Origin of the sequence: Brucella pituitosa (genome assembly GCF_965577835.1) — a bacterium.
GTDB lineage: Bacteria > Pseudomonadota > Alphaproteobacteria > Rhizobiales > Rhizobiaceae > Brucella > Brucella pituitosa.
The window spans coordinates 1,981,568-2,006,099 of the sequence record NZ_OZ264092.1 but is presented as its reverse complement, the minus strand read 5'-3'; the positions used below and the strand labels follow the sequence as shown (position 1 = coordinate 2,006,099).

The window sequence follows — 24,532 nt, the reverse complement described above, 5'->3', positions numbered from 1 at the left end:
TCAGGTCTAGCTGGGAAGATCAGAGACAGGACCAGAGAATCATGGCGGAAGCGGCGGTACGCAAACTTGATGATGCGCGCGAGCAAAAAGATGCGCTTTATCGTGAAGCACCCCACAATATTGAAGCGGAACAGGCACTTCTCGGTGCTATTCTGATCAACAACGACGCTTTTTACCGGGTTTCAGACTTCCTGAAGCCAACCCATTTCTTCGAGCCGTTGCATCGCCGAATCTACGAAATTTCCACAGATCTTATCCGTGTTGGCAAGATGGCCAATCCGGTTACGATGAAGACCTTCCTGCCTAATGAAGGCAAGATCGGTGATCTGACCGTGTTCCAATATGTTGCGCGTCTTGCGACAGAAGCAGTCACCATCATCAATGCCGAAGATTATGGCCGCGCGATCTATGATCTTGCGACGCGCCGTGCGCTCATTGGCATTGGCGAAGACATGGTCAATGTCGCCTATGATGCGCCAGTCGACAACGCACCGCAGGAACAGATCGAAGACGCAGAACGCCGCCTGTTCGAGCTTGCCGAAACAGGGCGTTATGACGGTGGCTTTCAGGCATTCAAAGATGCGGTCACAACCGCCGTCGATATGGCAAACGCCGCTTTCATGCGCGATGGTCATCTGTCGGGTGTTTCCACCGGGATTCATACGCTCGATGGCAAGATGGGCGGCTTGCAGCCTTCCGACTTGATCATCCTCGCCGGTCGTCCGGGCATGGGTAAGACCTCGCTTGCCACCAACATCGCTTTCAACATCGCCAATGCTTATGAAGCCGAACAGCAGGCTGATGGCACGATGAAAGCCAAGAATGGTGGCGTTGTTGGCTTCTTCTCGCTCGAAATGTCGGCGGAACAGCTCGCGACCCGTATCATTTCCGAGCAGACGGAAGTCTCCTCCTCAAAAATCCGTCGCGGTGACATTACCGAAACCGACTTCGAAAAGCTCGTTGCCTGTTCGCAGGTCATGCAGAAGATACCGCTTTATATCGACCAGACGGGTGGTATCTCGATTGCACAGCTTGCAGCGCGCGCGCGCCGCTTGAAGCGCCAGCGCGGCCTTGATGTTCTGGTTATCGATTACGTCCAGCTGATGACCGGTTCGTCCAAGGCTTCCGCGCAGAACCGCGTGCAGGAAATCACGGAAATCACCACCGGCTTAAAGGCACTCGGCAAGGAGCTCAATGTTCCAATCATTGCGCTATCACAGCTCTCCCGTCAGGTGGAAAGCCGTGAAGACAAACGCCCGCAGCTCTCCGATCTTCGTGAATCGGGTTCGATCGAGCAGGACGCCGACGTGGTGCTGTTCGTTTTCCGCGAAGAATATTATGTCAAGAACCTCGAACCGCGTGACGAATTCGATCCTAAGTACGAAGAATGGAAGCAGCACTTCGAAAAAGTGCGCGGCACTGCCGACGTGATCGTTGCCAAGCAGCGTCACGGACCAACCGGCACCGTCAAGCTTGCTTTCCAGGCCGAGTTTACGCGATTTGCAGATCTGGCCGAGGGGTCTTATATCCCGGAGCAGTATGAATAAAATCACGATCACGACGGAGCGTGCCTAATGGCCAAGGCACGCGTTCAGTTCATTTGCCAGAATTGCGGCGCGGTTCACACGCGCTGGGCGGGTAAGTGCGACTCCTGCGGCGAGTGGAACACGCTTGTCGAAGAAGGCACCAATAGCGGTATCGGCTCCGGCCCCGGATCCATGCTTTCCAAACGCAAGGGTCGGGCTGTTGCTCTGACGTCGCTTTCAGGCGAAATCGAAGACGCGCCACGCATCATCTCAGGTATCAGCGAGCTGGACCGTGTAACGGGCGGCGGGTTCGTGCGTGGCTCCGCAGTCTTGATCGGTGGCGATCCGGGTATCGGCAAATCGACACTGCTGACGCAAGCAGCTGCGGCTCTTTCAAACCACGGCCACCGCATCGTCTATGTATCGGGCGAAGAAGCAGTCGCACAGATTCGTCTGCGTGCGCAAAGACTTGGCGTGGCATCCAGCACAGTCGAACTGGCCGCTGAAACCAATGTCGAAGACATTCTCGCCACCGTTTCCGACGGCAAGCGGCCCGATCTGGTCATCATCGATTCCATCCAGACATTGTGGACCGATATGGCAGACTCAGCCCCCGGAACCGTCACTCAGGTGCGATCTTCCGCGCAGGCGATGATCCGCTATGCCAAGCAGACCGGTGCAGCGGTCGTTCTCGTTGGTCACGTGACCAAGGAGGGCCAGATTGCCGGGCCACGCGTTGTCGAACACATGGTTGATGGTGTTCTCTATTTTGAGGGCGAAGGCGGACACCAGTACCGAATCTTGCGCACCGTCAAAAACCGCTTCGGCCCAACCGATGAAATCGGTGTGTTTGAAATGTCGGATGGTGGGTTGCGCGAAGTCTCGAACCCTTCCGAATTGTTCCTCGGCGAGCGCAATGCAAAATCGCCGGGTGCAGCCGTCTTTGCTGGAATGGAGGGCACACGCCCGGTTCTCGTTGAGATACAGGCACTTGTCTCCCCCTCCTCGCTTGGCACACCGCGCCGCGCCGTTGTGGGCTGGGACGGAAGCCGCCTCGCCATGATTTTGGCCGTGCTCGAATCACATTGCGGCGTTCGTTTTGGCCAACACGATGTCTATCTCAATGTCGCTGGCGGCTATCGCATCAGCGAGCCTGCCGCCGATATTGCAGTGGCTGCAGCGCTTGTTTCGTCCATTGCCGGTATTGCCCTTCCGGCAGATAGTGTTTATTTCGGCGAAATCAGCCTTTCTGGCGCTGTTCGTGCGGTGTCACATGCAGTACAGAGGCTGAAGGAAGCAGAAAAACTCGGCTTCCGACAAGCAGTTGTGCCCGGCGGAAGTAGCGAGCTTTGGAAAGATCGCAACTTCGGACTTATGGAAACAACCGCCCTGTCGGACCTTGTTGTGCGCATTGCCGCATCAGGTCCAGGCAAGAAATAACCCTCGCCTGCAAACATCAGGTTGCAGATCATTGAATTTAATGGGATTTAACGGCGGAAGATTTCGTCAACTTTCCAGTGTTATGCTTAGCCAAGTTTGACTGCCCCGCAGGTGCTCGAATGCAAAAAGCCACGCTGCGTATAAATTAAGGACAGGCCAGAATGCCGATTACGTTACTTGATGGAATTCTACTCGGAATAACGCTGGTTTCGGCCGTTCTTGCGATGGTCCGCGGTTTTTCTCGCGAAGTGCTCTCGCTGGTTTCCTGGGCAGCAGCGGCCGCAGCGGCGTATTTGTTCTATATGCCCGTGCTGCCGTTCCTTCAGCCCTATATCAACAACGAGACCATCGCAAAGATCGCAGCCGCTGGCGCAGTTTTCCTTGTGGTTCTGATCGTTGTTTCGCTTATCACCATGAAGATTGCCGATTTCATCATCGACAGCCGCATCGGTGCCCTTGACCGCACACTCGGCTTTTTGTTCGGTGCAGCACGCGGCGTTCTTCTTGTTGTTGTTGCTATGCTGTTCTTCAACTGGCTTGTTCCAACCAACCAGCCAGCATGGGTCAACAATGCGAAATCCAAGCCGATGCTTGATTCCTTCGGCCAGCAGTTGATCGACCTCCTGCCGGCTGATCCGGAATCGGCAATTAAAAAGTTCAAACCCGGACAGGAAACTCCGGCCCCAGCTGGCGGCCAGACAGGTGATCAGACCGAGACGCCTGTACCGGACGATACACCGGCTGCAAACTGATCCTGAATGAACCTTTTTGAAACCGGCAGCATAAAGCTGTCGGTTTCATCTGTTTTTAGTCAAAGTCTTACACTAGAGCATTTCTGTTTTTCTTGAATCATTGGAAATGCTCTATCTCTTTGTCTTTTCGCATTATCCGACGCAAAACCGCTTCGCACTTTTGCTGGAAATGCTCTATATCAGCGGCTGAAACGCACAGCATGCAAGGGATCGCTTTTAAAACGCGGCCTTTTCCTGTAAATGTTGCTTTTAGTAACCGCAATCGAAAGGCCTTGCGGACAATGTTCCAACAATCGCATGATGAAACCTCCTTTATGCTGGACGATGATACGTTGCATGAAGAGTGCGGTGTATTTGGCATTCTTGGCCATGAGGACGCCGCAGCACTGACCGCTCTGGGCTTGCATGCTCTTCAGCATCGCGGACAGGAAGCTGCCGGTATTGTGTCTTATCACAACCGCCGCTTTCATTCTGAACGGCACATGGGACTGGTGGGGGATCACTTCACCGACGCCTCTACGCTGAACCGCTTGCCCGGCGATCGCGCCATCGGTCATGTACGCTATTCCACGACGGGTGAAACAATCCTGCGCAATGTGCAGCCATTGTTCGCGGAGCTGGAAGTCGGTGGCATCGCGATTGCGCATAACGGCAACTTCACCAACGGTATTACGCTGCGCAAGCAACTCATCGCCTCTGGCGCAATCTTTCAGGCGACATCCGACACTGAAGTCGTGTTGCACATGATTGCGCGCTCGCGTCAGGCCTCGTCGAGCGCTCGCTTTGTCGATGCGATCCGTCAGGTCGAAGGCGGTTACGCAATGCTGGCGCTGACCCGCACCAAGCTGATTGCGGCTCGTGATGCAATCGGCATTCGTCCTCTCGTCATGGGCGAACTCGACGGCAAGCCAATCTTCTGTTCTGAAACCTGTGCACTCGATATCATCGGCGCGAAATATATTCGCGACGTCGAAAACGGCGAAGTCATCATCTGCGAAATCCAGAAAGATGGCTCGATCACCACCGAATGCATCAAGGCAGACAATCCGCAGCCGGAACGCCTTTGCTTGTTCGAATATGTCTATTTTGCACGCCCGGATTCGGTCGTTGGCGGACGCAGTGTCTACGTCGCGCGCAAGAATATGGGCATGAATCTCGCAGCCGAAGCTGGCGTCGAGGCCGATGTGGTTGTGCCCGTACCCGATGGCGGCACGCCTGCCGCACTGGGCTTTGCACAGGCCAGCGGCATTCCATTCGAATACGGCATTATCCGCAATCACTATGTTGGCCGTACTTTTATCGAGCCGACACAACAGATCCGCGCCCTTGGTGTGAAGCTCAAGCATTCAGCCAACCGTGCAATGATCGAAGGCAAGCGCGTCGTTCTGGTGGATGATTCCATTGTGCGCGGCACCACTTCGGTCAAGATCGTGCAGATGATCCGTGATGCGGGTGCGAAGGAAGTGCATATCCGCGTTGCAAGCCCGATGATCTTCCATCCGGACTTCTACGGTATCGATACGCCGGACCGTGAAAAACTGCTGGCAAACCAGCATGACAGCCTTGAATCCATGTGCCGTTATATCGGTGCGGATTCGCTGGCATTCCTTTCGATTGACGGTCTTTACAAGGCCGTCGGCGGACAGCCTCGTGATCCGAAGGCACCCGCCTTCACCGATCACTATTTCACGGGCGAATATCCAACTCGTCTTTTGGATCAGGAAGGCGAAAGCAACGTTCATACGTTGTCCCTGCTCGCCAGCAACGGCTGATCACTCATCTTTCACGCAGGCGGCCCCAAAGGCCGCCTCGCTTTTATTGCAAATCTCATGACTGAAATTGGGGACTGGAATGAGCATCGACCTTACAGGCCGTCTGGCTTTGGTAACGGGCGCATCGCGCGGCATTGGCTATTTTCTTTCACTTGAACTGGCAAAACGCGGCGCACATGTGATTGCTGTTGCGCGCACCGTTGGGGGACTGGAAGAACTGGACGACGAAATTCGCAAGCTTGACGGCAGCTCTACGCTCGTGCCGCTCGACATTACCGACATGGAAGCAATTGACCGTCTTGGCGGCTCTATTCATGAGCGCTGGGGCAAACTCGATATCATGGTTGCGAATGCGGGTGTTCTTGGTACGATTTCCCCCATCGGCCATGTCGAAGCCAAGACTTTCGAAAAGGTCATGAACGTCAATGTTACCAGCGTGTGGCGACTGATCCGCACCACTGACCCGCTGCTGCGCGCATCCGATGCGGGACGTGCAATCCTGCTTTCATCAGGTGTCGCCCATTCCTGCCGCGCATTCTGGGGCCCTTATGCGGCTTCCAAGGCTGCTGTCGAAGTGATGGCGCGCAGCTGGGCAGAAGAAACCAAGCAGATGAAACTCAACGTCAACTCGGTCAATCCGGGCGCAACCCGCACCGCCATGCGTGCACAGGCAATGCCGGGCGAAGACCCCGAAACCCTGCCGACGCCGCAGTCTGTTGCTGAGAAAATCGTCAAGCTTGCCGATCCGGCGCTCGATGTTACCGGCAAGCTGTTTGACGTCCGTCAGGACCGCTTCCTCGATTATCACATGCCATCCTGATTTTTACTTTTCCGGCCTTGTGCAATACCAAGGCCGGGACTATTCTTTTTTAAGTTTCCGCTCGCCGTATCTTTCGGCCTTTTTTCAAAGCGGCCTCCCCCACCCGACCAAACTACTCCGTTGCGTGCTACCGCGCGCGCTTTTGTGTATTTTTACAAGGAGAACAGATGTCTCACGACCATCAACATTTCATTATTATCAGCGGCGGGCCCGGATCGGGCAAAAGCACGCTGATTGATGCCCTCGAAAAACACGGCTACTTCCGCACGGTGGAAGCTGGTCGCGCGATCATTCAGGATCAGGTCGCGATCGGCGGCACAGCGCTGCCATGGGCTGACCGCTCCCTCTTTGCCGAACTTATGCTGTCGTGGGAAATGCGCTCGCACAAAGTCGCGCAAACACTTGAAGGTCCGGTCTTTTTTGACCGCGGCGTGCCGGATGTGATCGGTTATTTACGGCTTTGCGAACTGCCTGTACCGCCGCATATGTATGAAGCCGCTAAAGTGATTCAATATAACAGAACAGTGTTTCTGGCTCCGCCATGGGCGGAAATTTTCGGGCAGGATGCCGAGCGCAAACAGGACTTCGATGAAGCTCTGCGTACCTTCGAGGCCATGGAGCAGACCTATAGAGAGCTTGGATATGAAATCGCGCTCCTGCCGAAATCATCGGTTCAGGAGCGCGTGCATTTCATCGGCAACTACTTGCAGTCAGACTTCCTCTGACGGCTCACTTTCAAGAGCAGCCTTGCGATCAGCTGCTTCACGACGGTTCCACGCAACCAGACTAAGCGGCAGGAACGCGACATAGGCCAAAGCAGTCAGCGCCAGTGTGTGCCAGGTAAAACTCATCAGGAAAGCCACGTAAATGACGACCATTAGAATGAGCGGCATGACGATATCACGGCGCACCAGACTGCCCGCAGACTTACCATTATAAACCGGAAGACGGCTCACCAGCAGGAAAGCAATCGCAACCGTATAAATTGCGACACCAAAAGCCAGCGCCTTGCCCGGAGTTAGCCCGAGAAAGCCCAGATAGACCGGCAGCAGAACCAACATGGCGCCTGCGGGTGCCGGAACGCCAATGAAGTAATTACTCTGCCAAGGGGGACGATTAGGATCCTCCAGCATCACATTGAAGCGCGCTAAGCGCAGGCAACAGGCAATCGCATAGAGAAGTGCTGCGATCCAGCCGAAAGACCGGGCCTGATCAAGCACATAGACATAGAGAACCAATGCCGGTGCAACGCCAAAATTGACGATATCGGCCAGCGAATCCATCTGCTCGCCGAACTTGGACGAGCCCTTCATCATGCGGGCAACGCGGCCGTCGATACCGTCAAGAAAGGCCGCTATCAGCACCATCGCCACGGCAAGTTCGAAACGATGCTCAAAGGCCAGCCGAATTCCAGTCAGGCCTGCGCAAATGGCAAGGACCGTGATGACATTCGGAATTACGATACGCAGAGGTATCTGCGAAAGTCTTGGGCCGCGGGATGAATCCACACGGCCATTAGGCTCGAAGGGTGGGAACGGTGTTTCCATCGGCTTAGGCGATCCGCACCACAGGTTCAACGCGTTCGCTACCGAACTCAGCAAGAACGGTCTCGCCAGCTACAGCAGTCTGGCCGACAGCGACACGAACCGATGCACCGGCTGGAAGATAAACATCAACGCGTGAGCCAAAACGGATCAGGCCGAAGCGCTCACCGACCGAAAGATTATCGCTTTCGCGCGACCAGCAGACGATACGGCGTGCAACCAGACCCGCGATCTGCACAACACCGACTTTACCATTGGCACTATCGATCAAAACGGAATTGCGTTCATTTTCGGTGCTGGCCTTATCGAGTTCAGCATTCAGGAACTTGCCCGGACGATGGAAAATCTTCTCGATGCGGCCACGGACCGGCGCGCGATTGATGTGCACCGAAAACACATTCATGAAAACCGAAACACGCATCAGAGGCTCGGCACCAAGATCCAGTTCCGCAGGCGGGATTGCCGGACCGACAAAAGAAACCTTGCCGTCAGCAGGGCTGATGACGAGATCGTCAGCAATCGGCGTAACCCGCTCCGGGTCACGGTAGAAATAGATGCACCAGATGGTGAGAACGAGACCGATCCAGAACAGCGGGTTCCACAGCCAGCCCAGAATAAGCGAGACCACGAAAAAGCCCGCGATAAACGGATAACCTTCACGATGGATCGGCACGAAAGTGTTACGAATAGTATCAGACAGGCTCATCGCTTTTCCTTCTGGAGCGCAGCATGTCTAACGACGCGTCTTGCGCTCTAGTGATTTTATATGCGCATCGCCTTGCCGAAAATCTCCCCTGATCAACGGCACGATGCGACAGCTTGGCCCGGTTTTAACTCATCCCGCTTAAAATCGAAACGTATTTCGCAATTTATTCACGACTGTCAGGGTTCGTGAAGACACCCTGACAGTCGTCTGGTTACTCAGCCGCAGGAGTACCGCGAATGACCACACCCATATCGTCACTTTCGCGGACCTGACGCAGGCGTTCTTCTGCCTCATCAGCTTCACGCTGACGGTTCCACATCGAAGCGTAGAGGCCATCTTGCTTGAGCAACGCCCGATGGGTGCCGCGCTCGGCAATCAGACCGTCTTTGAGCACAATTATTTCATCCGCACCGATTACAGTCGAGAGGCGGTGAGCGATAACAAGTGTTGTGCGGCCACGGCTGACGATATCGAGCGCCGACTGGATTTCCTGTTCTGTCGCCGTATCAAGTGCTGATGTTGCCTCATCGAGAATGAGGATTGGCGGTGCCTTCAGGATCGTGCGGGCGATCGCCACACGCTGCTTTTCGCCACCCGAGAGTTTCAGACCGCGCTCGCCGACCATCGCCTGATAGCCTTCCGGCAGGTGTCTGATGAAGCCGGAAATCTGTGCCATTTCGGCAGCCTTTTCCACTTCCTCGTCCGCCGCATCCGTGCGTCCGTAGCGAATATTATATGCAATCGTATCGTTGAACAGCACTGTGTCCTGCGGCACCATGCCGATCACTTTACGCAAGCTTTCCTGCGTCACGTCACGCACATCCTGCCCGTCGATTGTGACGGAACCGGACTGAACATCATAAAAGCGGAACAGCAGTCGCGAGATTGTAGACTTGCCTGCACCCGATGGGCCGACAATCGCCACCGTCTTACCCGCTGGCACCTCAAAGCTGATGCCTTTGAGGATTGGGCGGTTGGAGTCATAGGCAAAATGCACATCGTCAAAACGGATTGCAGCCTTGTCGACCTTGAGCGGCTCGGCGCCCGGCTTGTCCTGCACTTCCTGCTGCACATCAAGAAGGTCGAACATCTGCTCGATGTCCGTGAGCCCCTGACGGATTTCGCGATAGATAAAACCGATGAAGTTGAGTGGAATGGAGAGCTGCATCAACATGGCATTGATGAAGACGAAATCGCCGAGCGACTGTGTGCCCGCCTGCACTTCACGTGCCGACATCACCATGACAATCGCCATACCAACGCCGAAAATGACGGCCTGACCGAAGTTCAGCCAGCCAAGTGATGTCCATGTCTTGGTTGCCGCATCTTCATAGCGCGCCATGGACGCATCGAAGCGCTTGGCTTCCATCGTCTCATTGCCGAAATATTTGACGGTTTCAAAATTGAGCAGCGAGTCGATGGCCTTGGTGTTGGCGTCCGTATCAGAATCATTCATCTCGCGACGAATATTAATACGCCAGTCACTCGCCTTGATCGTGAACCACGTATAAGCCCAGACCGTTGCAGCCACGACCAGAAGATAGGAAAAGCCGTAGGCAAAGGCGAAAATCACCGCCGTCAGCGCAAATTCGAGAATAGTTGGCAGCGTGTTGAGGATGGTGAACCGGACAATCGTTTCAATGCCCTTGGTGCCGCGCTCAATTACGCGCGAGAGCCCGCCCGTGCGCCGCTCCAGATGGAAACGCAGCGAGAGCTGATGCATGTGCACGAAGGTCTTGTAGGCAAGCTGGCGCACAGCATATTGGCCGACGCTGGCAAACAGCGCGTCGCGAAGCTGATTCAAACCGGCCTGAATAATCTTGGCCGCATTATAGGCCAGTACCAGCATAACTGCGCCGGTCAGGATAAGCGGAATGTAACCCGGCGCATCAAGCTGACCGTTCAGTGCATTCGTTACCCATTTGAAGAAATAGGGAACGAGGATCAGAACGATCTTCGAGATCACCAAATAGAACGTTGCCCAGACCACACGCATCCGAAGGTCCGGTCGTTCCGTTGGCCACATATAGGGCCAGAGATTTCGCAATGTTTTGAACGTCTCGCCGGAATCGGCAGAAACAGTTTTGGGGGAGCTCATGGTGTTTCTTTCAAATCAGACAGTTGTTTCGCAACAGCCGTTACGAAAGGCTGCGAGATGCGAACGAATGATAGTCAGTTGCTGCCAGTTGACGCTGTAGCGCGAGGTCTGGCGGTCGGGCCGGTAGTCAATGAGGCCCGCTTGTACGAGAACTTTGAGATGCTGCGAGACGGTAGACTGAGCAAGATCGAGACGCCCGACAATGTCCTTGCAGCAGCAGGCATCTTCAAAAATCAGCTGTCGGAGAATGTGAATACGAACGGGATGACCGAGCGCTGCATAAATGCGCGCCGCAAGATCATCATCTACGCCCGGGAAAATATCGGACATCGCTTCTGGAGAAATCTTCATCGTAAATCGACGATATACGATTATACTCAAAAAAGCAATATAACGCAGCGTCCTTTCTAAGGGACACTGCGTTCACAAAACAGATATTGCTGTTTTGCGTCAGTTCGAGGAATCTTGCAGGCGACGCTGCACTTCGTCATCACCCAGCGGCTGCTGTGGCATGACAAAGACCTGCCCAGGCAAAATCAAATCCGGATTACGGATCTGGTCGCGATTGGCGAGATAGATGGTCGTATAGCGTGTGCCCTTACCGTAAGTGCGCTTGGAAATTGTCCAGAGATTATCACCCTTGCGAATAATCACCGAGCCTTCCACCTTCTGCAATGGCACACTCGTGGAGGCATCCTCTGCGCTACCATTCTGGCCGCTTGTTTCGGAAGCTATCGCCGAAACATTCTCACCAGCTTCGCGACGGAAAGGTACGCGCGCGGTCGCAATCACCCGTCCACTGCTATCCATCAGATCGGCACGGATGATATAATCACCGACAGCAAGAGGCTTCTGGCTTTGCACCAGAAAACGACCTTCTGGAGAAATCGCGCTGGCACCAAGCATAATATCATTAGCGTTCACAACAACGCTGCTACCCGCTTTGGAGCCCTTGGCGTTGCCAGCAACGAAAACCTTATCGCCTTCGATTTCCACGGCCTCAATAGCAATCGGCGCATCCGGATCGGGTTTCACCTGAGGCACTTGCTCCGTTGTCGTTGCGCCAGCTTCCGGCGAAGATGTCGCCTGTTGTGCAGGAGCTTCCGGCTTGGTGATCAGGCGACTTGCCTGACCCGGCTCTTCGACAAGAGCCAAAACCTGACCAGTGCTGCTATCTGGCACGGACACAATGGCCGTTTGCGCCGATGTGGCAACGTCGCCACCTGCACCGCCTGCACGCAGCACCAATTGGTGATCGCCCGGCTCAAGCGGCTCATCAAGAACAATAGCGAAATCACCGTTCTCGCCGGCCTTGGTCGTTCCTAATACCTTTGAGCCAGAAATGACTTCGACAGCGGCATTGGCCGCAGCCTGACCTGCAATTACGACGGAGCCATCAGGTTCGACACGCAAAATATCGAACGCTGGCACCTTGGCCTCTTTAGGCGCTTCTGGGGTGGCCGGTTCCGGCATCACTTCGGCAGGTTTCTGCTGCTCCTGCACAGCCGCAGGCGCTTGCGCTTCGGCTGGCTTTTGCGCGTTGCCCGCTTCGGGAGCCGTTGCTACCACGTCTGAACCCGACGATGCGCCCTGCTCCTTTACAGAATTCCAATAATATGCGCCCCCGCCTAGAACGAGGACGAGAAGAACACCGATAACCCCATATCTGTAGTTTTGCATTTCGGCCCGGAACCCACATGAGATAAATTAATCAATGGGTTTACCGCCTTTTGCTTTGGCCTACAAGAAATCAGAGCAGAATTACGCAAGTTATGAGGCGTTTATTGCAGAAAAATTACTGTTCAACACAGCTGATTGGCTTTTCCTGCTCAGGATCGTCCATCAGATTATACAAATCTGCAGTTTCACCCTTGGTCCACCAAATGTAAATGCCACCTGCATATTTGGCACCGGAGCCGGAAATTACGTTGGCAGCCACCACTGTCTGGTCTTCCATTTCCAGCTCAGCGAGAGAAATATCGCCAGCATTATAGTAAGTGGCAGAGACATTCTTATCGCCGCAAGTGTAGAGGACGGAGTTGGTCGTCACCTCGATATCGTCGGGCAACGTGATGTTGATTTCACCTGCCGACGCGCTGGAAGCCGCCAGCGAAAGACCAAGCAATAGAATCCATTTGCTCATGAACAACTCAACTCCCTGTCAAAATTCCACCTCTCAAGAGATATAGTTATGCTCGAAAATGTCCAGCTAGAGCATTTCCGGTTTAAATGGAATCATTCGAAATGCTCTAGCTTTTTGTTTTTACACATGTCTCCCAAAACCGGTTTCCACTTTTGGGAGACATACTCTAAACCGACCAATTCACCACGCCAAAGCTTGACGCTGAAACGGCAAAAGCGCACAAGAAAATCATGTCTGAGATTCGATCCATTTGTGTTTATTGCGGCTCTTCAACGGGCCTGAACCCCATCTATCGCGAAGCGGGTGTTACGCTCGGCCGGTCCATTGCTGAACATGGCCTGCGCCTTGTTTATGGTGGCGGCACGCGCGGCATCATGGGCGCGGTTGCGCAAGGCGTTATGGAAGCTGGCGGCGAAGTCACCGGCATCATCCCGACCTTCCTGCTCAACAAGGAAGCAAGCCTTGAAAAAGCGCAGGAGCTGACCGAGCTTATCGTGGTAGGCGACATGCACGAGCGCAAGCATCTGATGTTCCAGAAGTCGGACGCGTTTGTCACCCTTCCCGGCGGCATCGGCACGGTTGAAGAAATCGTGGAAATGATGACCTGGGCGCAGCTCGGCAAGCATCGCAAGCCGATGGTTTTCGCAAACATCAACAATTTCTGGCAGCCTATGCTCTCGCTCCTTGAGCACATGACGGCGGAAGGTTTCCTGCACACCGCGTATCAGGTGAAGCCTCTGGTTATCGACAAGGCGGAAGACATCGTTCCCGCCATCATCGCCGCCAATGGCAAGGCACATGAAGGCGACCAGAAGATCATCGAAAAGATGTGATTGCGGCTTTCGCCCAAAACATATGACCGAATTACAGGGGCGGAGCGATCCGCCCTTAATTTTATCCGGGAGGGGTTGATGAAGACGATCGGGCTGATAGGCGGGATGAGCTGGGAAAGCTCGCAGGAATATTATCGCATCATCAATCAGGAAATCCGCGCACGGCTCGGCGGCACACATTCAGCCAAGAGTCTGATGTGGTCGATGGATTTTGGTGAAATCGAGCAGCTTCAGCATGAAGGCAAATGGGACGCGCTGACCAAGCTTATGATCGAGGCGGCGCAGAACCTTGAAAAGGGCGGCGCAGATTTCATCCTGATCTGCACCAACACCATGCATAAAATGGCTGCTGACGTCGAAAACGCCACATCGATCCCGCTTGTGCATATCGCCGACCCGACGGCGGAGAAGATCAAGGCCGCAGGCTTGTCCAAAGTCGGATTGCTTGGCACTGCTTTCACAATGGAGCAGGATTTCTACAAAGGTCGCCTCGTTTCAAAACACGGACTTGAAGTCCTTGTGCCTGACGATGCCGACCGCAAAACCGTGCATGACATCATCTATCAGGAACTGGTGGTGGGCGATGTGCGCGATGCATCACGCGAAAAATACCGCGCTGTCATCAATCGTCTGGTTGAGCGCGGGGCTAGAGCCATCATTCTCGGCTGCACCGAAATCATGCTGCTTGTCAGTCAGCAGGATAGCCCCGTGCCGGTGTTTGACACTACAAGGTTGCATGCAGAGGCGGCGGTAAATGCCGCTCTTTCCCCAAAATCCTGAGAAAGCCTCTCCATTTCCTCTATAGAAACGGCTTATTCTTCCTAAACTTCAACGCCATTCGCTTGCGTCGCGCGGGTGGTCATGCGTATATTCAACCATATGGTTGACTATTTTTAACAATGCAGTATATTCAACCTCACGGGTGAATAATGAACGATGATGCTCTGTCACATATTCTCAAAGCTGTGGGGGATGTTACCCGACGGCATATCTTGACGCTTCTCGTTCAGGAGGGTGCGTCAAGAGTGACTGCACTCGCCGCTCATTTCGACATGTCGCTCAACTCGGTCTCCAAACACATCAAGGTGCTGGAGGAGGCAGGGTTGGTCACCCGCAAGACTTTAGGACGCGAACATTTCATTGCCGCCGAACTTGAGCCCGTGCGGGAAGTGGAAGCATGGTTCGCGGAACTCAAGTCTGTCTGGGAACTGCGCCTAATGGCGCTGGAAGATGTACTCGTTTCGAAGGAACAGGAAAATGAGTGAGCTTGAACTGACAGTCAATCACAGGATCGCCGCTCCCCGGGAGAAAGTTTTCGACGCATGGCTCTCGCCCATGACGCTCGCGAAATTCATGCGTGCATCAAGCGACAGCACCGGACCGTCCGATGTCAGCACGGATGCTGTGAAAGGCGGACGCTTTTCCATCATCATGCACATGGTCGACCGCGACGTGCCGCATTCGGGCACTTATCTGGAAATCGATCCACATTCACGCTTGGCATTTACATGGAATTCGCCCCATTCGCTGGACGACAGCGTGGTGACGATAGACCTCAAGGAGGTCGACGCGAATACCACCGACATTACGCTGAAACAGGTCAAATTCCGCAGCCCTGAAGCGCGAGACGGCCACATCAAGGGCTGGACCACCATTCTGACGAACTTTGACGGACTGGCCAACTGACACCGCCGATAGAAATAGAAAAGCCGGGCTCAATCGCCCGGCTTTTATCCAACTTTACTTTTTCACCAGCATCACTACCGCTTCTACATGCGATGACCAGAGGAACTGGTCAATCGGCGTGACGCGGGTGATGCGGTAGCCGCCTTTCACCAGAATGGCGAGGTCACGGGCGAGTGTTACGGGGTTGCACGAGATCGCGACAATCTTCTCCACCTTGGATTTTGCCAGCTCAAGCGCCTGTTCTTCGGCACCCGCACGTGGCGGATCAAAGACAACCGCATTGTAAGGCAGCAATTCCTTTGGCATCAGCGGACGACGGAACAGATCACGCCGTTCGACCGAAACGGGCTTAAGCCCCTGCACGTGGCGCACGCCGCGATCAAGGGCAGCAAGTGCCGGTGCGTCGTTTTCAATCGCGTGGACCGCACTCTTTTCAGCAATGCGCAGTGCAAATGTACCAACACCGCAGAAGAGGTCTGCAACGCGTTTTGCTTTGCCAAGATGTGAAAGGACGAGCGACACCATCACTTCTTCTGCGTCGGCGGTTGCCTGCAGGAAGCAACCCGGTGGAACCGGAACCGGCACTTTGCCGAAATGAATGATCGGCTTTTTCGGCTCCACGATGATTTCGCCTTCATGCGAAAGGCGCGCAAAGCCCTTTTTCATAATGAGCGCAGTCAGTGCGCGGCGCTGCTCGTCGCTCAGCTTGCCGCAGCCGCTTGCTGCCAGATCAAGTCCTGATGCCGTAACCGTTGCAGCCAGTTTAAACGGCTTGGAACCAGGAGCAATCAGTGCCCCCACTTCGCGCAGATCATCAAGCCGTGCAATAATTTCAGGCACGGTGACAGCGCATTCAACGATATCGATAATCTCATGGCTCTGGTGGCGGTTGAAGCCTAACAGCACGCCTTTTTCCGTTTTGCGGGCAGCAAAGGTCGCACGGCGTCGCGAGCGCGGCTGACAGGCGACCAGCGGATCCACGTCAACATCGAGCCCTTTGCTTTTAAGCGCTGAAACGACCAGCTCACGCTTCCACAATCGATAGGGCTCATCCTGCCAATGCTGCAACGCACAGCCGCCGCAATCTTCAAAATGCTGGCAAGCCGGATCCTGCCGCTCAGGCGACGTTTCGAGAAGCGCCATAACCGTCGCACGGTTCTTGTCGCGCGCAACATTGGCCACCTCACCCGGCAGTGTGAAAGGCACATAAATCTGGCCATCGGGAAGGTTGGCGACGCCATCGCCGCCCGCACCGATCGAGCGGATTGTAATTTGCCCAGTGCTTGGCGTCGTCATTGGTCTTTCTTTCCTGCCAGGAGGTATTCACGATTGCCATCGCCGCCCTCAATGGGTGACGGGCAGAGGCCGAGCGCGCGCCAACCGGGTTGCGTCTCAAGCCATGATCTTAGTTCTTCTGCTATGCGTTCGCCATCTGCCGGGTCGCGCAAAATGCCACCCTTGCCAATGGCCTCGCGGCCAGCTTCAAATTGCGGCTTTACGAGAAGCGCGCAGATAGCACCTTTTTGCGCAAAGGCCAATGCCGGGGGCAAAGCGAGTTTCAGCGAAATGAAACTGACATCTGACACCACGCAATCGATTTCACGTCCATCAAGGTGGCTGAAATCCAGCGCACGCGCATTGACACCTTCCTTGTTGATGACGCGAGCATCCTTGCGCAGGGTCTCATGCAACTGGTCGTGCCCCACATCAATAGCGATGACGTGGTTGGCACCGCGTTCCAGAAGCACCTGCGTAAAGCCGCCGGTCGATGCGCCAATATCAAGGGCAGTCTGCCCCTTCACATCAAGACCAAAGTGATCGAGCGCTGCTATGAGCTTTAGTGCCCCGCGAGAAACATAGGCGCTTGCCGGATCATCCACGGCGATCTTTGCCGTACGCAGAACCGTTTGGCCCGCCTTGGTGACGGGCTTGCCATCCACCGTGACCGTGCCGCGCTGGATCGCATCGCGCGCACGTGAGCGCGTCGCAGACAGCCCAAGTTCGACCAGCAACTGATCAAGCCGCAAGCTCTTATCGGACGAAATATCAGGCACGGAAGGACGCGGTTATTGCTTCACGCCCCAAGGCGGCAAAGACGGTGTGTACGATGCCTGCCCGGTCGAGACCGGCATTGGCATACATGACTTCCGGCTTGGCATGATCCTGATAGATGTCGGGCAATGTCAGCACGCGAACCTTGAGGCCACGATCCAGCAGACCATCGGTTGCAAGAAATTGCAGGACATGGGCGGCAAAGCCACCGACAGCGCCTTCCTCAACAGTCACCAGCACTTCATGTTCGCGCGCGAGACGACGGATGAGGTCATGGTCCAGCGGCTTGGCAAAACGCGCATCAGCAACGGTTGTAGAAAGCCCTGCGGCACCCAGCTCATCAGCAGCGCTCAGGCATTCCTGCAGGCGCGTTCCGAAGGAAAGCAGTGCAACCTTGGTGCCTTCACGCACAATGCGGCCCTTGCCGATTTCAAGTGCCGTGCCGCGTTCCGGCAATTCGACGCCGACACCATCGCCACGCGGATAGCGGAAAGAGATCGGACCTTCATCGTAGTCTGCAGCCGTGCGCACCATATGACGCAGTTCGGCTTCGTCCGATGCAGCCATCACCACGAAACCCGGTAACGCTGCGAGAAAGCCTGTGTCGAATGAACCCGCATGGGTCGGGCCATCTGCGCCCACCAGTCCGGCACGGTCGATAGGAAAACGTACCGGCAGATTCTGGATCGATACGTCATGCACGACCTGATCATAGCCGCGCTGAAGGAAGGTCGAGTAAATGGCGCAGAACGGCTTATAGCCTTCCGAGGCCAGACCGGCAGCAAAAGTGACGGCGTGCTGCTCGGCAATGCCGACATCAAACGTGCGGTTGGGGAAGACTTCGCCAAATAGGTCAAGGCCCGTCCCTGTTGGCATTGCAGCCGTGATCGCCACGATCTTGTCGTCGTGACGCGCTTCTTCGATCAGGCTCGTGCCGAAAATCTTGGTGTAGCTCGGCGCATTTGCAGGTGGCTTCGACTGCTTGCCGGTAATCACATCGAACTTGTTGACGCCGTGATATTTGTCGGCGGCAGCTTCGGCGGGCGCATAGCCCTTGCCCTTCTGTGTGACCACATGGATCAGCACAGGACCTTCCTGTGCGTCGCGAACATTTTTCAGGATCGGCAGCAGATGGTCGAGATTGTGCCCGTCGATAGGGCCGACATAATAAAAGCCCAACTCTTCAAACATCGTCCCGCCAGTGAAGAAGGCACGTGTGAACTCTTCCGATTTGCGGGCTTTATCCTGCAGGAACTTCGGCAGTTTTTTGGCAACCTGCTTGGCGGCCTCGCGCACGCTGCGGTAGGTTTTGCCGGAAACAAGGCGCGCCAGATAAGCGCTCATGGCGCCGGTCGGTGGCGCAATCGACATATCGTTGTCGTTGAGGATGACGATGAGGCGCGCATCGAGCGCACCGGCATTGTTCATCGCTTCATAGGCCATGCCCGCCGACATGGAACCATCGCCAATAACCGCAATTACATTGCGCTTTTGGCCCGAGAGATCGGAGGCGACCGCCATGCCAAGGCCAGCGGAAATCGATGTCGATGAATGCGCCGCACCAAATGGATCATATTCGCTTTCAGCGCGCTTGGTGAAGCCGGAAAGCCCGCCTTCCTGACGCAATGTGCGAATACGATCACGGCGACCAGTCAGAATCTTGTGCGGATAAGTCTGATGTCCGACGTCCCAGATGATGCGGTCATGCGGCGTGTTGAAGACGTGATGCAACGCGACCGTAAGTTCAACCACACCCAAACCTGCGCCCAGATGCCCACCTGTTGTGGAGACGGCATCGATCATCTCGGCGCGCAATTCCTGCGCAAGCTGCGGCAGATCTGCCTCCGGCAATGCACGCAAAGCGTCCGGCGTCGGCGCTTTATCGAGCAATGGGGTTATGGGTCGGGACATTAAAACAACCTGCTTCTGGTTCGATTTTGATTTGTCGGTATAGCAGCAGCCTGCTCAGATCAAGCGGGCCAAAGCTCACATTGCTTGCAACGAGACATCGTGTCCTATGTGCCGCTATTCAGGCAAAGGTACGAATTCGTCCTCGTCCCCGGGCACAATATCGAAGCGGCCCGTGCGCCATTCTTCTTTTGCCTGCTCAATGCGTTCTTTGGAAGACGACACGAAATTCCACCAGATATAACGCTTGGAACCAAGGGCTGCACCGCCAAAAAGCATGAAATGTGCGCCTTCCGGCCCTGCTTGCACGACAATATCATCGCCCGGACGAAATGCCAGCAGACGGTCAGGCGGGAATACCTCGCCACCAATGCCGACATTGCCACGCAGCGTATAAATTGCGCGTTCTTCCGTGGTCGGCGGAATATGGAAACGCCCACCGGGCAGCACTTCAATATCCGCATAGAGCGTTTCGGCGTGCTGGATGACTGGCGAATTAACACCATGCATCGAACCGATGATAAGACGTCCCTTGAACTCACGATCCTCCATCAGCGGCAAATCTGGCGCGTTGGTGTGGAAGAATTCCGGATTGATTTCTTCAAACTGCTCCGGCAGAGCAAGCCATGTCTGCACGCCCGAAATCGACAGCGGGCCGCTACGCTCCTCTTCAGGCGAGCGCTCAGAATGGACAATCCCCTTCCCCGCCGTCATCAGGTTTACATCGCCGGGCTGGATCACCATTTCGGTGCCAAGGCTATCACGATGCCGGATATGGCCGTCAAAAAGATAAGTCACGGTAGAAAGTCCGATATGTGGATGCGGACGCACATCAAGCGCATCGCCATCACGCAGAACAGCTGGACCCATTCGGTCAAAAAAGATAAACGGCCCGACAAGGCGACGGCGAACCGTGGGAAGCGCACGCCGCACCTCCAGCCCTCCAATATCACTCGTCCGCGGAATCACCAGCGTTTCGATGGCATCCACAGTGGTCTTGTCGCCAAGAACCGGATCAGGGCATGGAAAGAAACTCATCGGGCTACCACCAAATTAAAGCGCACCGGCAAGCCGTATGCCGGTGCGTGATGCGCACAGCGGTTCGAACCAACTTCAGATGTCAGAACCGCTGTCGCCATTTGCTTTACGCATTATCCGACCCAAAACCGCTTCGCACTTTTGCTGGAAATGCTCTTAAAAAATAGAGCTGTGTCAGCGATTGTGCAACAGTCGCGACAATTCGTTCGTATCAGGCACCTGACCGTTGGTCGTCAGTTTATCCACCAGTCCCGGCAGAACCTGCGATAGCTGATTGAGCAGTTCCTGCTGGTCAATGCCGGCATGTGCTGCGATTTCGCTCAAGGTCTTCTGTCCAAGTGCATCGCCAAGCTGGCCTGGCTCAATCTGATGATTGCTACCCTGCCCTACCCAGGAATCCACCTTGTCGCCAAGGCCTGCCTGTTTGAGCTGGTCGAGCAAGCCACCAAGACCACCACCGAGCGAACCGGGTGCTGCCGGAGCAGAAGATGCACTGCCGCTTGCAAGCGCTCCACCAAGCAAGCCACCAAGGCCACCTAGAATACCGCCGAGCAGACCGCCGCCGCTATCGGCCTGCTGAGGAGCAGACTGGTCCGGGATGGACGCAGGTTGTTCGGGCTCCTCGCTGTGCCCTTTCAGCATCTTGCCGACCAGAAGTGCACCAAGTGCAATCAGAACCGGCTTGGCAAGACTGCCGCCGGGGATCGGCGAATTGTTGGAATTGTCGTCATAGCTTCCCATCACGCGATACTCCCTGTTGGACGCTGTGATTTTCTCACATGCGATAAGTTAAGGTGAAATAAGTTTCTTCTTTTGACAAGCATTATACCTTGCCAAATCGAAGCTATTGTGAAAATTTTCTAACTGCCTGATGCAAAAACTTATTTGCGCAATAGGAGATATTAGATGTCTGTTATAAGCTGGATTATTCTGGGTCTGATTGCCGGCTTCATCGGCAGCAAGATCGTCAATAAAAGCGGACAAGGACTGTTTTTCGACATTGCGCTTGGCATTGTCGGGGCAATTGTTGGCGGCGTTCTTTCTTCATCTCTTTTCGGTCGTGGTGTCACTGGCGCCTTCGATCCAATCAGTCTGATCATTGCCATTATCGGTTCAATTATAGTTTTGTGGGCTTACCACAAGATCACCGGCAAACGTTCCATCGGCTGAAAAAACCAATTATATATGCTGGCTCCGGTTCGCGCCGGAGCCTTTTCATATCTTGTCTTCTGAAAGTGCCACTTTTTAATGATGAGCTTCATTGAGCCCTACATCACCGCCTACGGCGCGCTGGCACTTTTCATTATTGTCTATTTTGAATCTTTCGGCGCACCGCTTCCCGGTGAAAGTGCCCTCATCGCAAGTTCGCTTCTGGCACTGCATGGCACGCTGAATATCGAAATGGTTATTCTGGCTGTATTTGTCGGCGCGGTCTTGGGTGACTGCACCGGCTATGCCATTGGGCGCTTCGGCGGAAGAGCGCTCATCCTTCGCTACGGAAATTATGTAAAACTCACGCCTGAACGGCTCGATAAATTCGAGAGGATGTTTGAAAGCAAAGGCATTTACGTGGTCGCAACTGCGCGCTTCGTAGTCCTGCTCAGACAATTGAACGGCATTGTCGCCGGGTCCATGAAAATGAACCCGCTGCATTTTTTATGCGCCAATGTGGTGGGTGCCGCCGGGTGGACGCTTGTGTGGGGACTAGGGCCCTATCTCCTGAGCGGCGTGCTTGCGCCCTACGCCGCTCAACTCAAGGCAATATTTTAATTATTCAGCGTCGAGCGGCTCGGTGCCAGCAGGCTGACCATCGCGACCGATGCGGATTTTCTCAACTTTGTCTTCAGCCGATTTCAGCAGCGTGTCGCAATGCTTTTTCAGCGCTTCGCCGCGCTCATAGATGCGAATGGATTCCTCCAGCGGCACATCACCCCGCTCCAGATCATCGACGATCTTCTCAAGCTGCTTCAAGGCATCCTCGAAGCTCATAACTGCAATGTCGGTGTTGGACGGTTCGGTTACCATGGTTTATCCTTTCAACAGCCGCGTAATATGAGAAGACGCGGACTGCGACAAGCCCTCAAGATCATATCCACCTTCAAGCACACTCACCAGTCGGTGATTGCAGAACCGTTCAGCACGTTCCATGAGCTTGCCCGTCGCCCAATCGAAATCCGCCTCATCGAGATTGATCTCGGCCAGAGGATCGCGGAAATGAGCGTCGAAGCCTGCTGAAATAAGGATCAAATCGGGCCGGAAGTTGTCCAAAGCGGGCAATACACGACTATTAAACGCCTCGCGAAATTCGCGGCTGCCGGTATTGGGCGAAAGCGGTGCGTTGACGATATTGCCCACACCCACCTCATCTTTCCCACCCGTACCCGGAAAGAGCGGAAACTGATGTGTCGAGCAGTAGAGAACACTCGGATCGTCTTTGAAAATATCCTGTGTACCGTTGCCGTGATGCACGTCCCAATCGACGATTGCGACACGCTCGGCACCGTGACTACGCTGCGCATGGCGGGCGGCGATGGCAACATTGTTGAAAAGGCAGAAGCCCATCGCTGTAGAAAGTTCGGCATGATGGCCGGGTGGACGTGAAGCGACAAACACATTATCCGCCTGCCCGGAAAACACATCATCGACTGCAGCGTTGGCCGCACCAATTGCCAGCAGGGCCGCTTCCCAGCTTTTCGGGCTCACATAGGTATCGACACCGAGCTTGTTGATCGGTTGCGGTGCGTCTTCGTCATCAATGAGGTCGGGAATCTCATTGCGGATCGTTTCGACATAGCTTTCTGGATGCACAAGCAGAATGGCATCTTCCGAAGCAGCCCGTGCTTCCACACGATCAAGACGGTAAAAATCCGGTCCTTCCAGCTCACTCATCAGCGCACGAATGCGGTCGGGCCGCTCGGGATGTCCGGGCGGTACGCGATGTTCAAGATAGATCGGATGCCAATAAAGCCGTGTGGTCATGGCGCTCCTGTAGCATCTTTAACAGACAGCACTATGTCAGATGATTTCCGTGCGCGATATGTTGATGCCGAAACCTTCGAGCCCGACATAGTGACGCTCCCGCGATGCCAAAAGCACGATCGAAGTGATACCAAGATCTTTCAAAATCTGTGCACCCAGACCGATCTGGCGCCATTCTTCCTCGCGGGCAACGGCTTCCGCATGAGCTTCATGTTCCGCCAGCAAAGCTTCACGCGCACGCGCATCGCGGTGATCTGCACGCACACCGACCGAGCCTTCACGCAGATAAACCAGAACGCCGCGGCCTTCCTTGCCCATACGCTTCATGATCTCGTCGAGATTGTTGCCGCCTTTGCCGAAAACATCGCTCAGCACATCTTCGCGGTGCAGGCGGACAGGCACATTCTCACCATCACGAATATCACCGAAGACCACCGCCACATGCTGCATCGGCTCCCATGGGAGTTCGTAAGTATAGGCATGCGCCGCGCCAGCACAGGTGCCGATTGTAGCGTCACCGACCCGCTTGACCAGCGTTTCCTTACGCTGGCGATAGGCGATGAGGTCCGCGACCGTTACGCGATGCAGCGCATGCTTTTCAGCAAATGCTGTCACGTCAGGACCACGCATAACCGTGCCGTCATCATTGATCAGTTCGCAGATGACGCCGATGGGCGGCAGGTTTGCGAGTTTGCAGAGATCGACTGCCGCTTCGGTATGGCCAGAGCGCATCAGCACACCGCCTTCACGCGCAATAAGCGGGAAAATATGGCCGGGACGTACGAAATCGCCAGCGCCAGCATTGGGGTTCGCCAGATTGCGCACCGTAAGCGTGCGGTCGTCAGCTGAAATGCCGGTCGTCGTACCGTGACGGTAATCAACAGTAACGGTGAAAGCCGTCGTATGAGCGGATTCGTTTTCAGCAACCATTGGCGCAAGATTGAGTCGCTTGGCCTCTTCACGTGGCATCGGCGTGCACACGATGCCAGACGTATAGCGCACAATAAAGGCCATCTTTTCGGGCGTGCAGTGAACGGCGGCAACGATCAGATCGCCTTCGTTTTCGCGTCCGTCATCATCCATGACCACAACGATTTCGCCACGTTCGAAAGCGCGCAGCGCATCAACGACCTGTTTCTGATTATAGCTCATTTCAGCCTCAATGGTTGTACCACAGCTTCAGTCGAAAACCGGCCCTCAGTTCCTGAAACTATTCTCTTCATACCAAGGCGCTA

The 24,532-nt window shown here is 54.9% G+C and carries 26 protein-coding genes; 12 read left to right on the top strand and 14 right to left on the bottom strand.

Annotated features, from left to right (window positions below; genetic code table 11):
* The first annotated feature begins 41 nt into the window (after window positions 1-41).
* The 6 genes from ACSME1_RS09615 (at window position 42) to ACSME1_RS09590 (ending at window position 7,035) form a co-directional block, all read left to right on the top strand.
* Window positions 42-1,547, top strand: coding sequence for a replicative DNA helicase (locus tag ACSME1_RS09615; RefSeq protein ID WP_024896175.1), 1,506 nt, complete (start codon window positions 42-44; stop codon window positions 1,545-1,547).
* A 27-nt stretch (window positions 1,548-1,574) separates the two neighbouring features.
* Window positions 1,575-2,966 carry a DNA repair protein RadA gene (radA, locus tag ACSME1_RS09610; protein ID WP_024896174.1) on the top strand — a complete coding sequence of 464 codons (1,392 nt, stop codon included), beginning with the start codon at window positions 1,575-1,577 and terminating at the stop codon, window positions 2,964-2,966.
* Between the two features lie 161 nt (window positions 2,967-3,127).
* A complete protein-coding gene (locus tag ACSME1_RS09605) occupies window positions 3,128-3,718 on the top strand; it encodes a CvpA family protein (RefSeq protein ID WP_024896173.1) in 591 nt (196 codons plus the stop codon).
* A gap of 281 nt (window positions 3,719-3,999) precedes the next feature.
* Window positions 4,000-5,490: an amidophosphoribosyltransferase gene (gene purF, locus ACSME1_RS09600; protein WP_024896172.1), complete on the top strand. Its 1,491-nt coding sequence runs from the start codon at window positions 4,000-4,002 to the stop codon at window positions 5,488-5,490.
* Between the two features lie 79 nt (window positions 5,491-5,569).
* Window positions 5,570-6,310, top strand: coding sequence for an SDR family NAD(P)-dependent oxidoreductase (locus ACSME1_RS09595; protein WP_024896171.1), 741 nt, complete (start codon window positions 5,570-5,572; stop codon window positions 6,308-6,310).
* 167 nt (window positions 6,311-6,477) lie between these two features.
* Entirely contained in the window at window positions 6,478-7,035 is a 558-nt protein-coding gene (locus tag ACSME1_RS09590) for an AAA family ATPase (RefSeq protein ID WP_024896170.1), read from the top strand.
* Here ACSME1_RS09590 and pssA read toward each other — a convergent pair.
* From pssA to ACSME1_RS09560, 6 genes are all read right to left on the bottom strand, one after another.
* Window positions 7,021-7,857 (bottom strand): CDP-diacylglycerol--serine O-phosphatidyltransferase, encoded by an 837-nt coding sequence (gene pssA / locus ACSME1_RS09585; RefSeq protein WP_024896169.1) that lies wholly within the window; start codon window positions 7,855-7,857, stop codon window positions 7,021-7,023. The genes ACSME1_RS09590 and pssA overlap by 15 nt on opposite strands.
* Window positions 7,858-7,861: 4 nt before the next feature.
* On the bottom strand, window positions 7,862-8,560 hold the full coding sequence (locus ACSME1_RS09580) for a phosphatidylserine decarboxylase (RefSeq protein ID WP_024896168.1): 699 nt from the start codon (window positions 8,558-8,560) through the stop codon (window positions 7,862-7,864).
* 211 nt (window positions 8,561-8,771) lie between these two features.
* Window positions 8,772-10,658, bottom strand: coding sequence for an ABCB family ABC transporter ATP-binding protein/permease (locus ACSME1_RS09575; RefSeq protein WP_024896167.1), 1,887 nt, complete (start codon window positions 10,656-10,658; stop codon window positions 8,772-8,774).
* Between the two features lie 15 nt (window positions 10,659-10,673).
* Window positions 10,674-11,009 (bottom strand): ArsR/SmtB family transcription factor, encoded by a 336-nt coding sequence (locus tag ACSME1_RS09570; RefSeq protein ID WP_105705322.1) that lies wholly within the window; start codon window positions 11,007-11,009, stop codon window positions 10,674-10,676.
* A 99-nt stretch (window positions 11,010-11,108) separates the two neighbouring features.
* A complete protein-coding gene (locus ACSME1_RS09565) occupies window positions 11,109-12,338 on the bottom strand; it encodes a LysM peptidoglycan-binding domain-containing protein (RefSeq protein WP_105705324.1) in 1,230 nt (409 codons plus the stop codon).
* Between the two features lie 115 nt (window positions 12,339-12,453).
* Complete coding sequence (locus ACSME1_RS09560; protein WP_024896164.1) at window positions 12,454-12,801, bottom strand: MliC family protein; 348 nt, start codon at window positions 12,799-12,801, stop codon at window positions 12,454-12,456.
* Window positions 12,802-13,031: 230 nt separating this feature from the next.
* Between ACSME1_RS09560 and ACSME1_RS09555 the strand changes: the two genes are divergently transcribed.
* The 4 genes from ACSME1_RS09555 to ACSME1_RS09540 all read left to right on the top strand — a co-directional run bounded on the left by ACSME1_RS09555 (window position 13,032) and on the right by ACSME1_RS09540 (window position 15,320).
* On the top strand, window positions 13,032-13,634 hold the full coding sequence (locus ACSME1_RS09555) for a TIGR00730 family Rossman fold protein (RefSeq protein ID WP_105705326.1): 603 nt from the start codon (window positions 13,032-13,034) through the stop codon (window positions 13,632-13,634).
* A 78-nt stretch (window positions 13,635-13,712) separates the two neighbouring features.
* Window positions 13,713-14,414, top strand: a complete 702-nt coding sequence (locus ACSME1_RS09550) for an aspartate/glutamate racemase family protein (RefSeq protein WP_105705327.1) — start codon at window positions 13,713-13,715, stop codon at window positions 14,412-14,414.
* 149 nt (window positions 14,415-14,563) lie between these two features.
* Window positions 14,564-14,899, top strand: coding sequence for an ArsR/SmtB family transcription factor (locus tag ACSME1_RS09545; RefSeq protein WP_024896162.1), 336 nt, complete (start codon window positions 14,564-14,566; stop codon window positions 14,897-14,899).
* Window positions 14,892-15,320, top strand: coding sequence for an SRPBCC family protein (locus tag ACSME1_RS09540; RefSeq protein WP_024896161.1), 429 nt, complete (start codon window positions 14,892-14,894; stop codon window positions 15,318-15,320). The genes ACSME1_RS09545 and ACSME1_RS09540 overlap by 8 nt, the downstream gene beginning before the upstream one ends.
* A gap of 54 nt (window positions 15,321-15,374) precedes the next feature.
* Here ACSME1_RS09540 and ACSME1_RS09535 read toward each other — a convergent pair whose 3' ends face one another.
* The 5 genes from ACSME1_RS09535 to ACSME1_RS09515 all read right to left on the bottom strand — a co-directional run bounded on the left by ACSME1_RS09535 (window position 15,375) and on the right by ACSME1_RS09515 (window position 21,059).
* On the bottom strand, window positions 15,375-16,616 hold the full coding sequence (locus ACSME1_RS09535; RefSeq protein ID WP_024896160.1) for a class I SAM-dependent RNA methyltransferase: 1,242 nt from the start codon (window positions 16,614-16,616) through the stop codon (window positions 15,375-15,377).
* The gene (locus tag ACSME1_RS09530; protein ID WP_024896159.1) at window positions 16,613-17,374 is read right to left on the bottom strand and encodes a TlyA family RNA methyltransferase; all 762 of its coding nucleotides are present in this window, start codon (window positions 17,372-17,374) and stop codon (window positions 16,613-16,615) included. The genes ACSME1_RS09535 and ACSME1_RS09530 overlap by 4 nt, the downstream gene beginning before the upstream one ends.
* Window positions 17,367-19,283, bottom strand: a complete 1,917-nt coding sequence (dxs, locus tag ACSME1_RS09525; RefSeq protein ID WP_024896158.1) for a 1-deoxy-D-xylulose-5-phosphate synthase — start codon at window positions 19,281-19,283, stop codon at window positions 17,367-17,369. The genes ACSME1_RS09530 and dxs overlap by 8 nt, the downstream gene beginning before the upstream one ends.
* A gap of 114 nt (window positions 19,284-19,397) precedes the next feature.
* On the bottom strand, window positions 19,398-20,318 hold the full coding sequence (locus ACSME1_RS09520; protein ID WP_024896157.1) for a pirin family protein: 921 nt from the start codon (window positions 20,316-20,318) through the stop codon (window positions 19,398-19,400).
* 174 nt (window positions 20,319-20,492) lie between these two features.
* Window positions 20,493-21,059: a YidB family protein gene (locus ACSME1_RS09515; protein ID WP_024896156.1), complete on the bottom strand. Its 567-nt coding sequence runs from the start codon at window positions 21,057-21,059 to the stop codon at window positions 20,493-20,495.
* Window positions 21,060-21,224: 165 nt separating this feature from the next.
* Between ACSME1_RS09515 and ACSME1_RS09510 the strand changes: the two genes are divergently transcribed.
* Window positions 21,225-21,488 carry a GlsB/YeaQ/YmgE family stress response membrane protein gene (locus ACSME1_RS09510; RefSeq protein ID WP_024896155.1) on the top strand — a complete coding sequence of 88 codons (264 nt, stop codon included), beginning with the start codon at window positions 21,225-21,227 and terminating at the stop codon, window positions 21,486-21,488.
* Window positions 21,489-21,569: 81 nt separating this feature from the next.
* Window positions 21,570-22,088, top strand: a complete 519-nt coding sequence (locus tag ACSME1_RS09505) for a DedA family protein (RefSeq protein ID WP_105705654.1) — start codon at window positions 21,570-21,572, stop codon at window positions 22,086-22,088.
* On the opposite strand, the gene ACSME1_RS09500 is transcribed toward ACSME1_RS09505, so the two are convergent.
* Genes ACSME1_RS09500 through ribB form a run of 3 tightly spaced genes read right to left on the bottom strand, consistent with a single transcriptional unit; the run spans window position 22,089 to window position 24,449 of the window.
* On the bottom strand, window positions 22,089-22,343 hold the full coding sequence (locus ACSME1_RS09500; RefSeq protein WP_007873761.1) for an exodeoxyribonuclease VII small subunit: 255 nt from the start codon (window positions 22,341-22,343) through the stop codon (window positions 22,089-22,091).
* 3 nt (window positions 22,344-22,346) lie between these two features.
* Window positions 22,347-23,297, bottom strand: a complete 951-nt coding sequence (locus ACSME1_RS09495; protein WP_024896153.1) for a histone deacetylase family protein — start codon at window positions 23,295-23,297, stop codon at window positions 22,347-22,349.
* Window positions 23,298-23,333: 36 nt separating this feature from the next.
* Window positions 23,334-24,449 carry a 3,4-dihydroxy-2-butanone-4-phosphate synthase gene (gene ribB / locus ACSME1_RS09490; protein WP_024896152.1) on the bottom strand — a complete coding sequence of 372 codons (1,116 nt, stop codon included), beginning with the start codon at window positions 24,447-24,449 and terminating at the stop codon, window positions 23,334-23,336.
* Between the last annotated feature and the right edge of the window lie 83 nt (window positions 24,450-24,532).

Bases quoted from the DNA above. Each gene is read 5' to 3' on its own strand.
- ACSME1_RS09615 (WP_024896175.1), top strand. From the start codon at position 42: ATGGCGGAAGCGGCGGTACGCAAACTTGATGATGCGCGCGAGCAAAAA.
- radA (WP_024896174.1), top strand. From the start codon at position 1,575: ATGGCCAAGGCACGCGTTCAGTTCATTTGCCAGAATTGCGGCGCGGTT.
- ACSME1_RS09605 (WP_024896173.1), top strand. From the start codon at position 3,128: ATGCCGATTACGTTACTTGATGGAATTCTACTCGGAATAACGCTGGTT.
- purF (WP_024896172.1), top strand. From the start codon at position 4,000: ATGTTCCAACAATCGCATGATGAAACCTCCTTTATGCTGGACGATGAT.
- ACSME1_RS09595 (WP_024896171.1), top strand. From the start codon at position 5,570: ATGAGCATCGACCTTACAGGCCGTCTGGCTTTGGTAACGGGCGCATCG.
- ACSME1_RS09590 (WP_024896170.1), top strand. From the start codon at position 6,478: ATGTCTCACGACCATCAACATTTCATTATTATCAGCGGCGGGCCCGGA.
- pssA (WP_024896169.1), bottom strand. From the start codon at position 7,857: ATGGAAACACCGTTCCCACCCTTCGAGCCTAATGGCCGTGTGGATTCA.
- ACSME1_RS09580 (WP_024896168.1), bottom strand. From the start codon at position 8,560: ATGAGCCTGTCTGATACTATTCGTAACACTTTCGTGCCGATCCATCGT.
- ACSME1_RS09575 (WP_024896167.1), bottom strand. From the start codon at position 10,658: ATGAGCTCCCCCAAAACTGTTTCTGCCGATTCCGGCGAGACGTTCAAA.
- ACSME1_RS09570 (WP_105705322.1), bottom strand. From the start codon at position 11,009: ATGAAGATTTCTCCAGAAGCGATGTCCGATATTTTCCCGGGCGTAGAT.
- ACSME1_RS09565 (WP_105705324.1), bottom strand. From the start codon at position 12,338: ATGCAAAACTACAGATATGGGGTTATCGGTGTTCTTCTCGTCCTCGTT.
- ACSME1_RS09560 (WP_024896164.1), bottom strand. From the start codon at position 12,801: ATGAGCAAATGGATTCTATTGCTTGGTCTTTCGCTGGCGGCTTCCAGC.
- ACSME1_RS09555 (WP_105705326.1), top strand. From the start codon at position 13,032: ATGTCTGAGATTCGATCCATTTGTGTTTATTGCGGCTCTTCAACGGGC.
- ACSME1_RS09550 (WP_105705327.1), top strand. From the start codon at position 13,713: ATGAAGACGATCGGGCTGATAGGCGGGATGAGCTGGGAAAGCTCGCAG.
- ACSME1_RS09545 (WP_024896162.1), top strand. From the start codon at position 14,564: ATGAACGATGATGCTCTGTCACATATTCTCAAAGCTGTGGGGGATGTT.
- ACSME1_RS09540 (WP_024896161.1), top strand. From the start codon at position 14,892: ATGAGTGAGCTTGAACTGACAGTCAATCACAGGATCGCCGCTCCCCGG.
- ACSME1_RS09535 (WP_024896160.1), bottom strand. From the start codon at position 16,616: ATGACGACGCCAAGCACTGGGCAAATTACAATCCGCTCGATCGGTGCG.
- dxs (WP_024896158.1), bottom strand. From the start codon at position 19,283: ATGTCCCGACCCATAACCCCATTGCTCGATAAAGCGCCGACGCCGGAC.
- ACSME1_RS09520 (WP_024896157.1), bottom strand. From the start codon at position 20,318: ATGAGTTTCTTTCCATGCCCTGATCCGGTTCTTGGCGACAAGACCACT.
- ACSME1_RS09515 (WP_024896156.1), bottom strand. From the start codon at position 21,059: ATGGGAAGCTATGACGACAATTCCAACAATTCGCCGATCCCCGGCGGC.
- ACSME1_RS09510 (WP_024896155.1), top strand. From the start codon at position 21,225: ATGTCTGTTATAAGCTGGATTATTCTGGGTCTGATTGCCGGCTTCATC.
- ACSME1_RS09505 (WP_105705654.1), top strand. From the start codon at position 21,570: ATGAGCTTCATTGAGCCCTACATCACCGCCTACGGCGCGCTGGCACTT.
- ACSME1_RS09500 (WP_007873761.1), bottom strand. From the start codon at position 22,343: ATGGTAACCGAACCGTCCAACACCGACATTGCAGTTATGAGCTTCGAG.
- ACSME1_RS09495 (WP_024896153.1), bottom strand. From the start codon at position 23,297: ATGACCACACGGCTTTATTGGCATCCGATCTATCTTGAACATCGCGTA.
- ribB (WP_024896152.1), bottom strand. From the start codon at position 24,449: ATGAGCTATAATCAGAAACAGGTCGTTGATGCGCTGCGCGCTTTCGAA.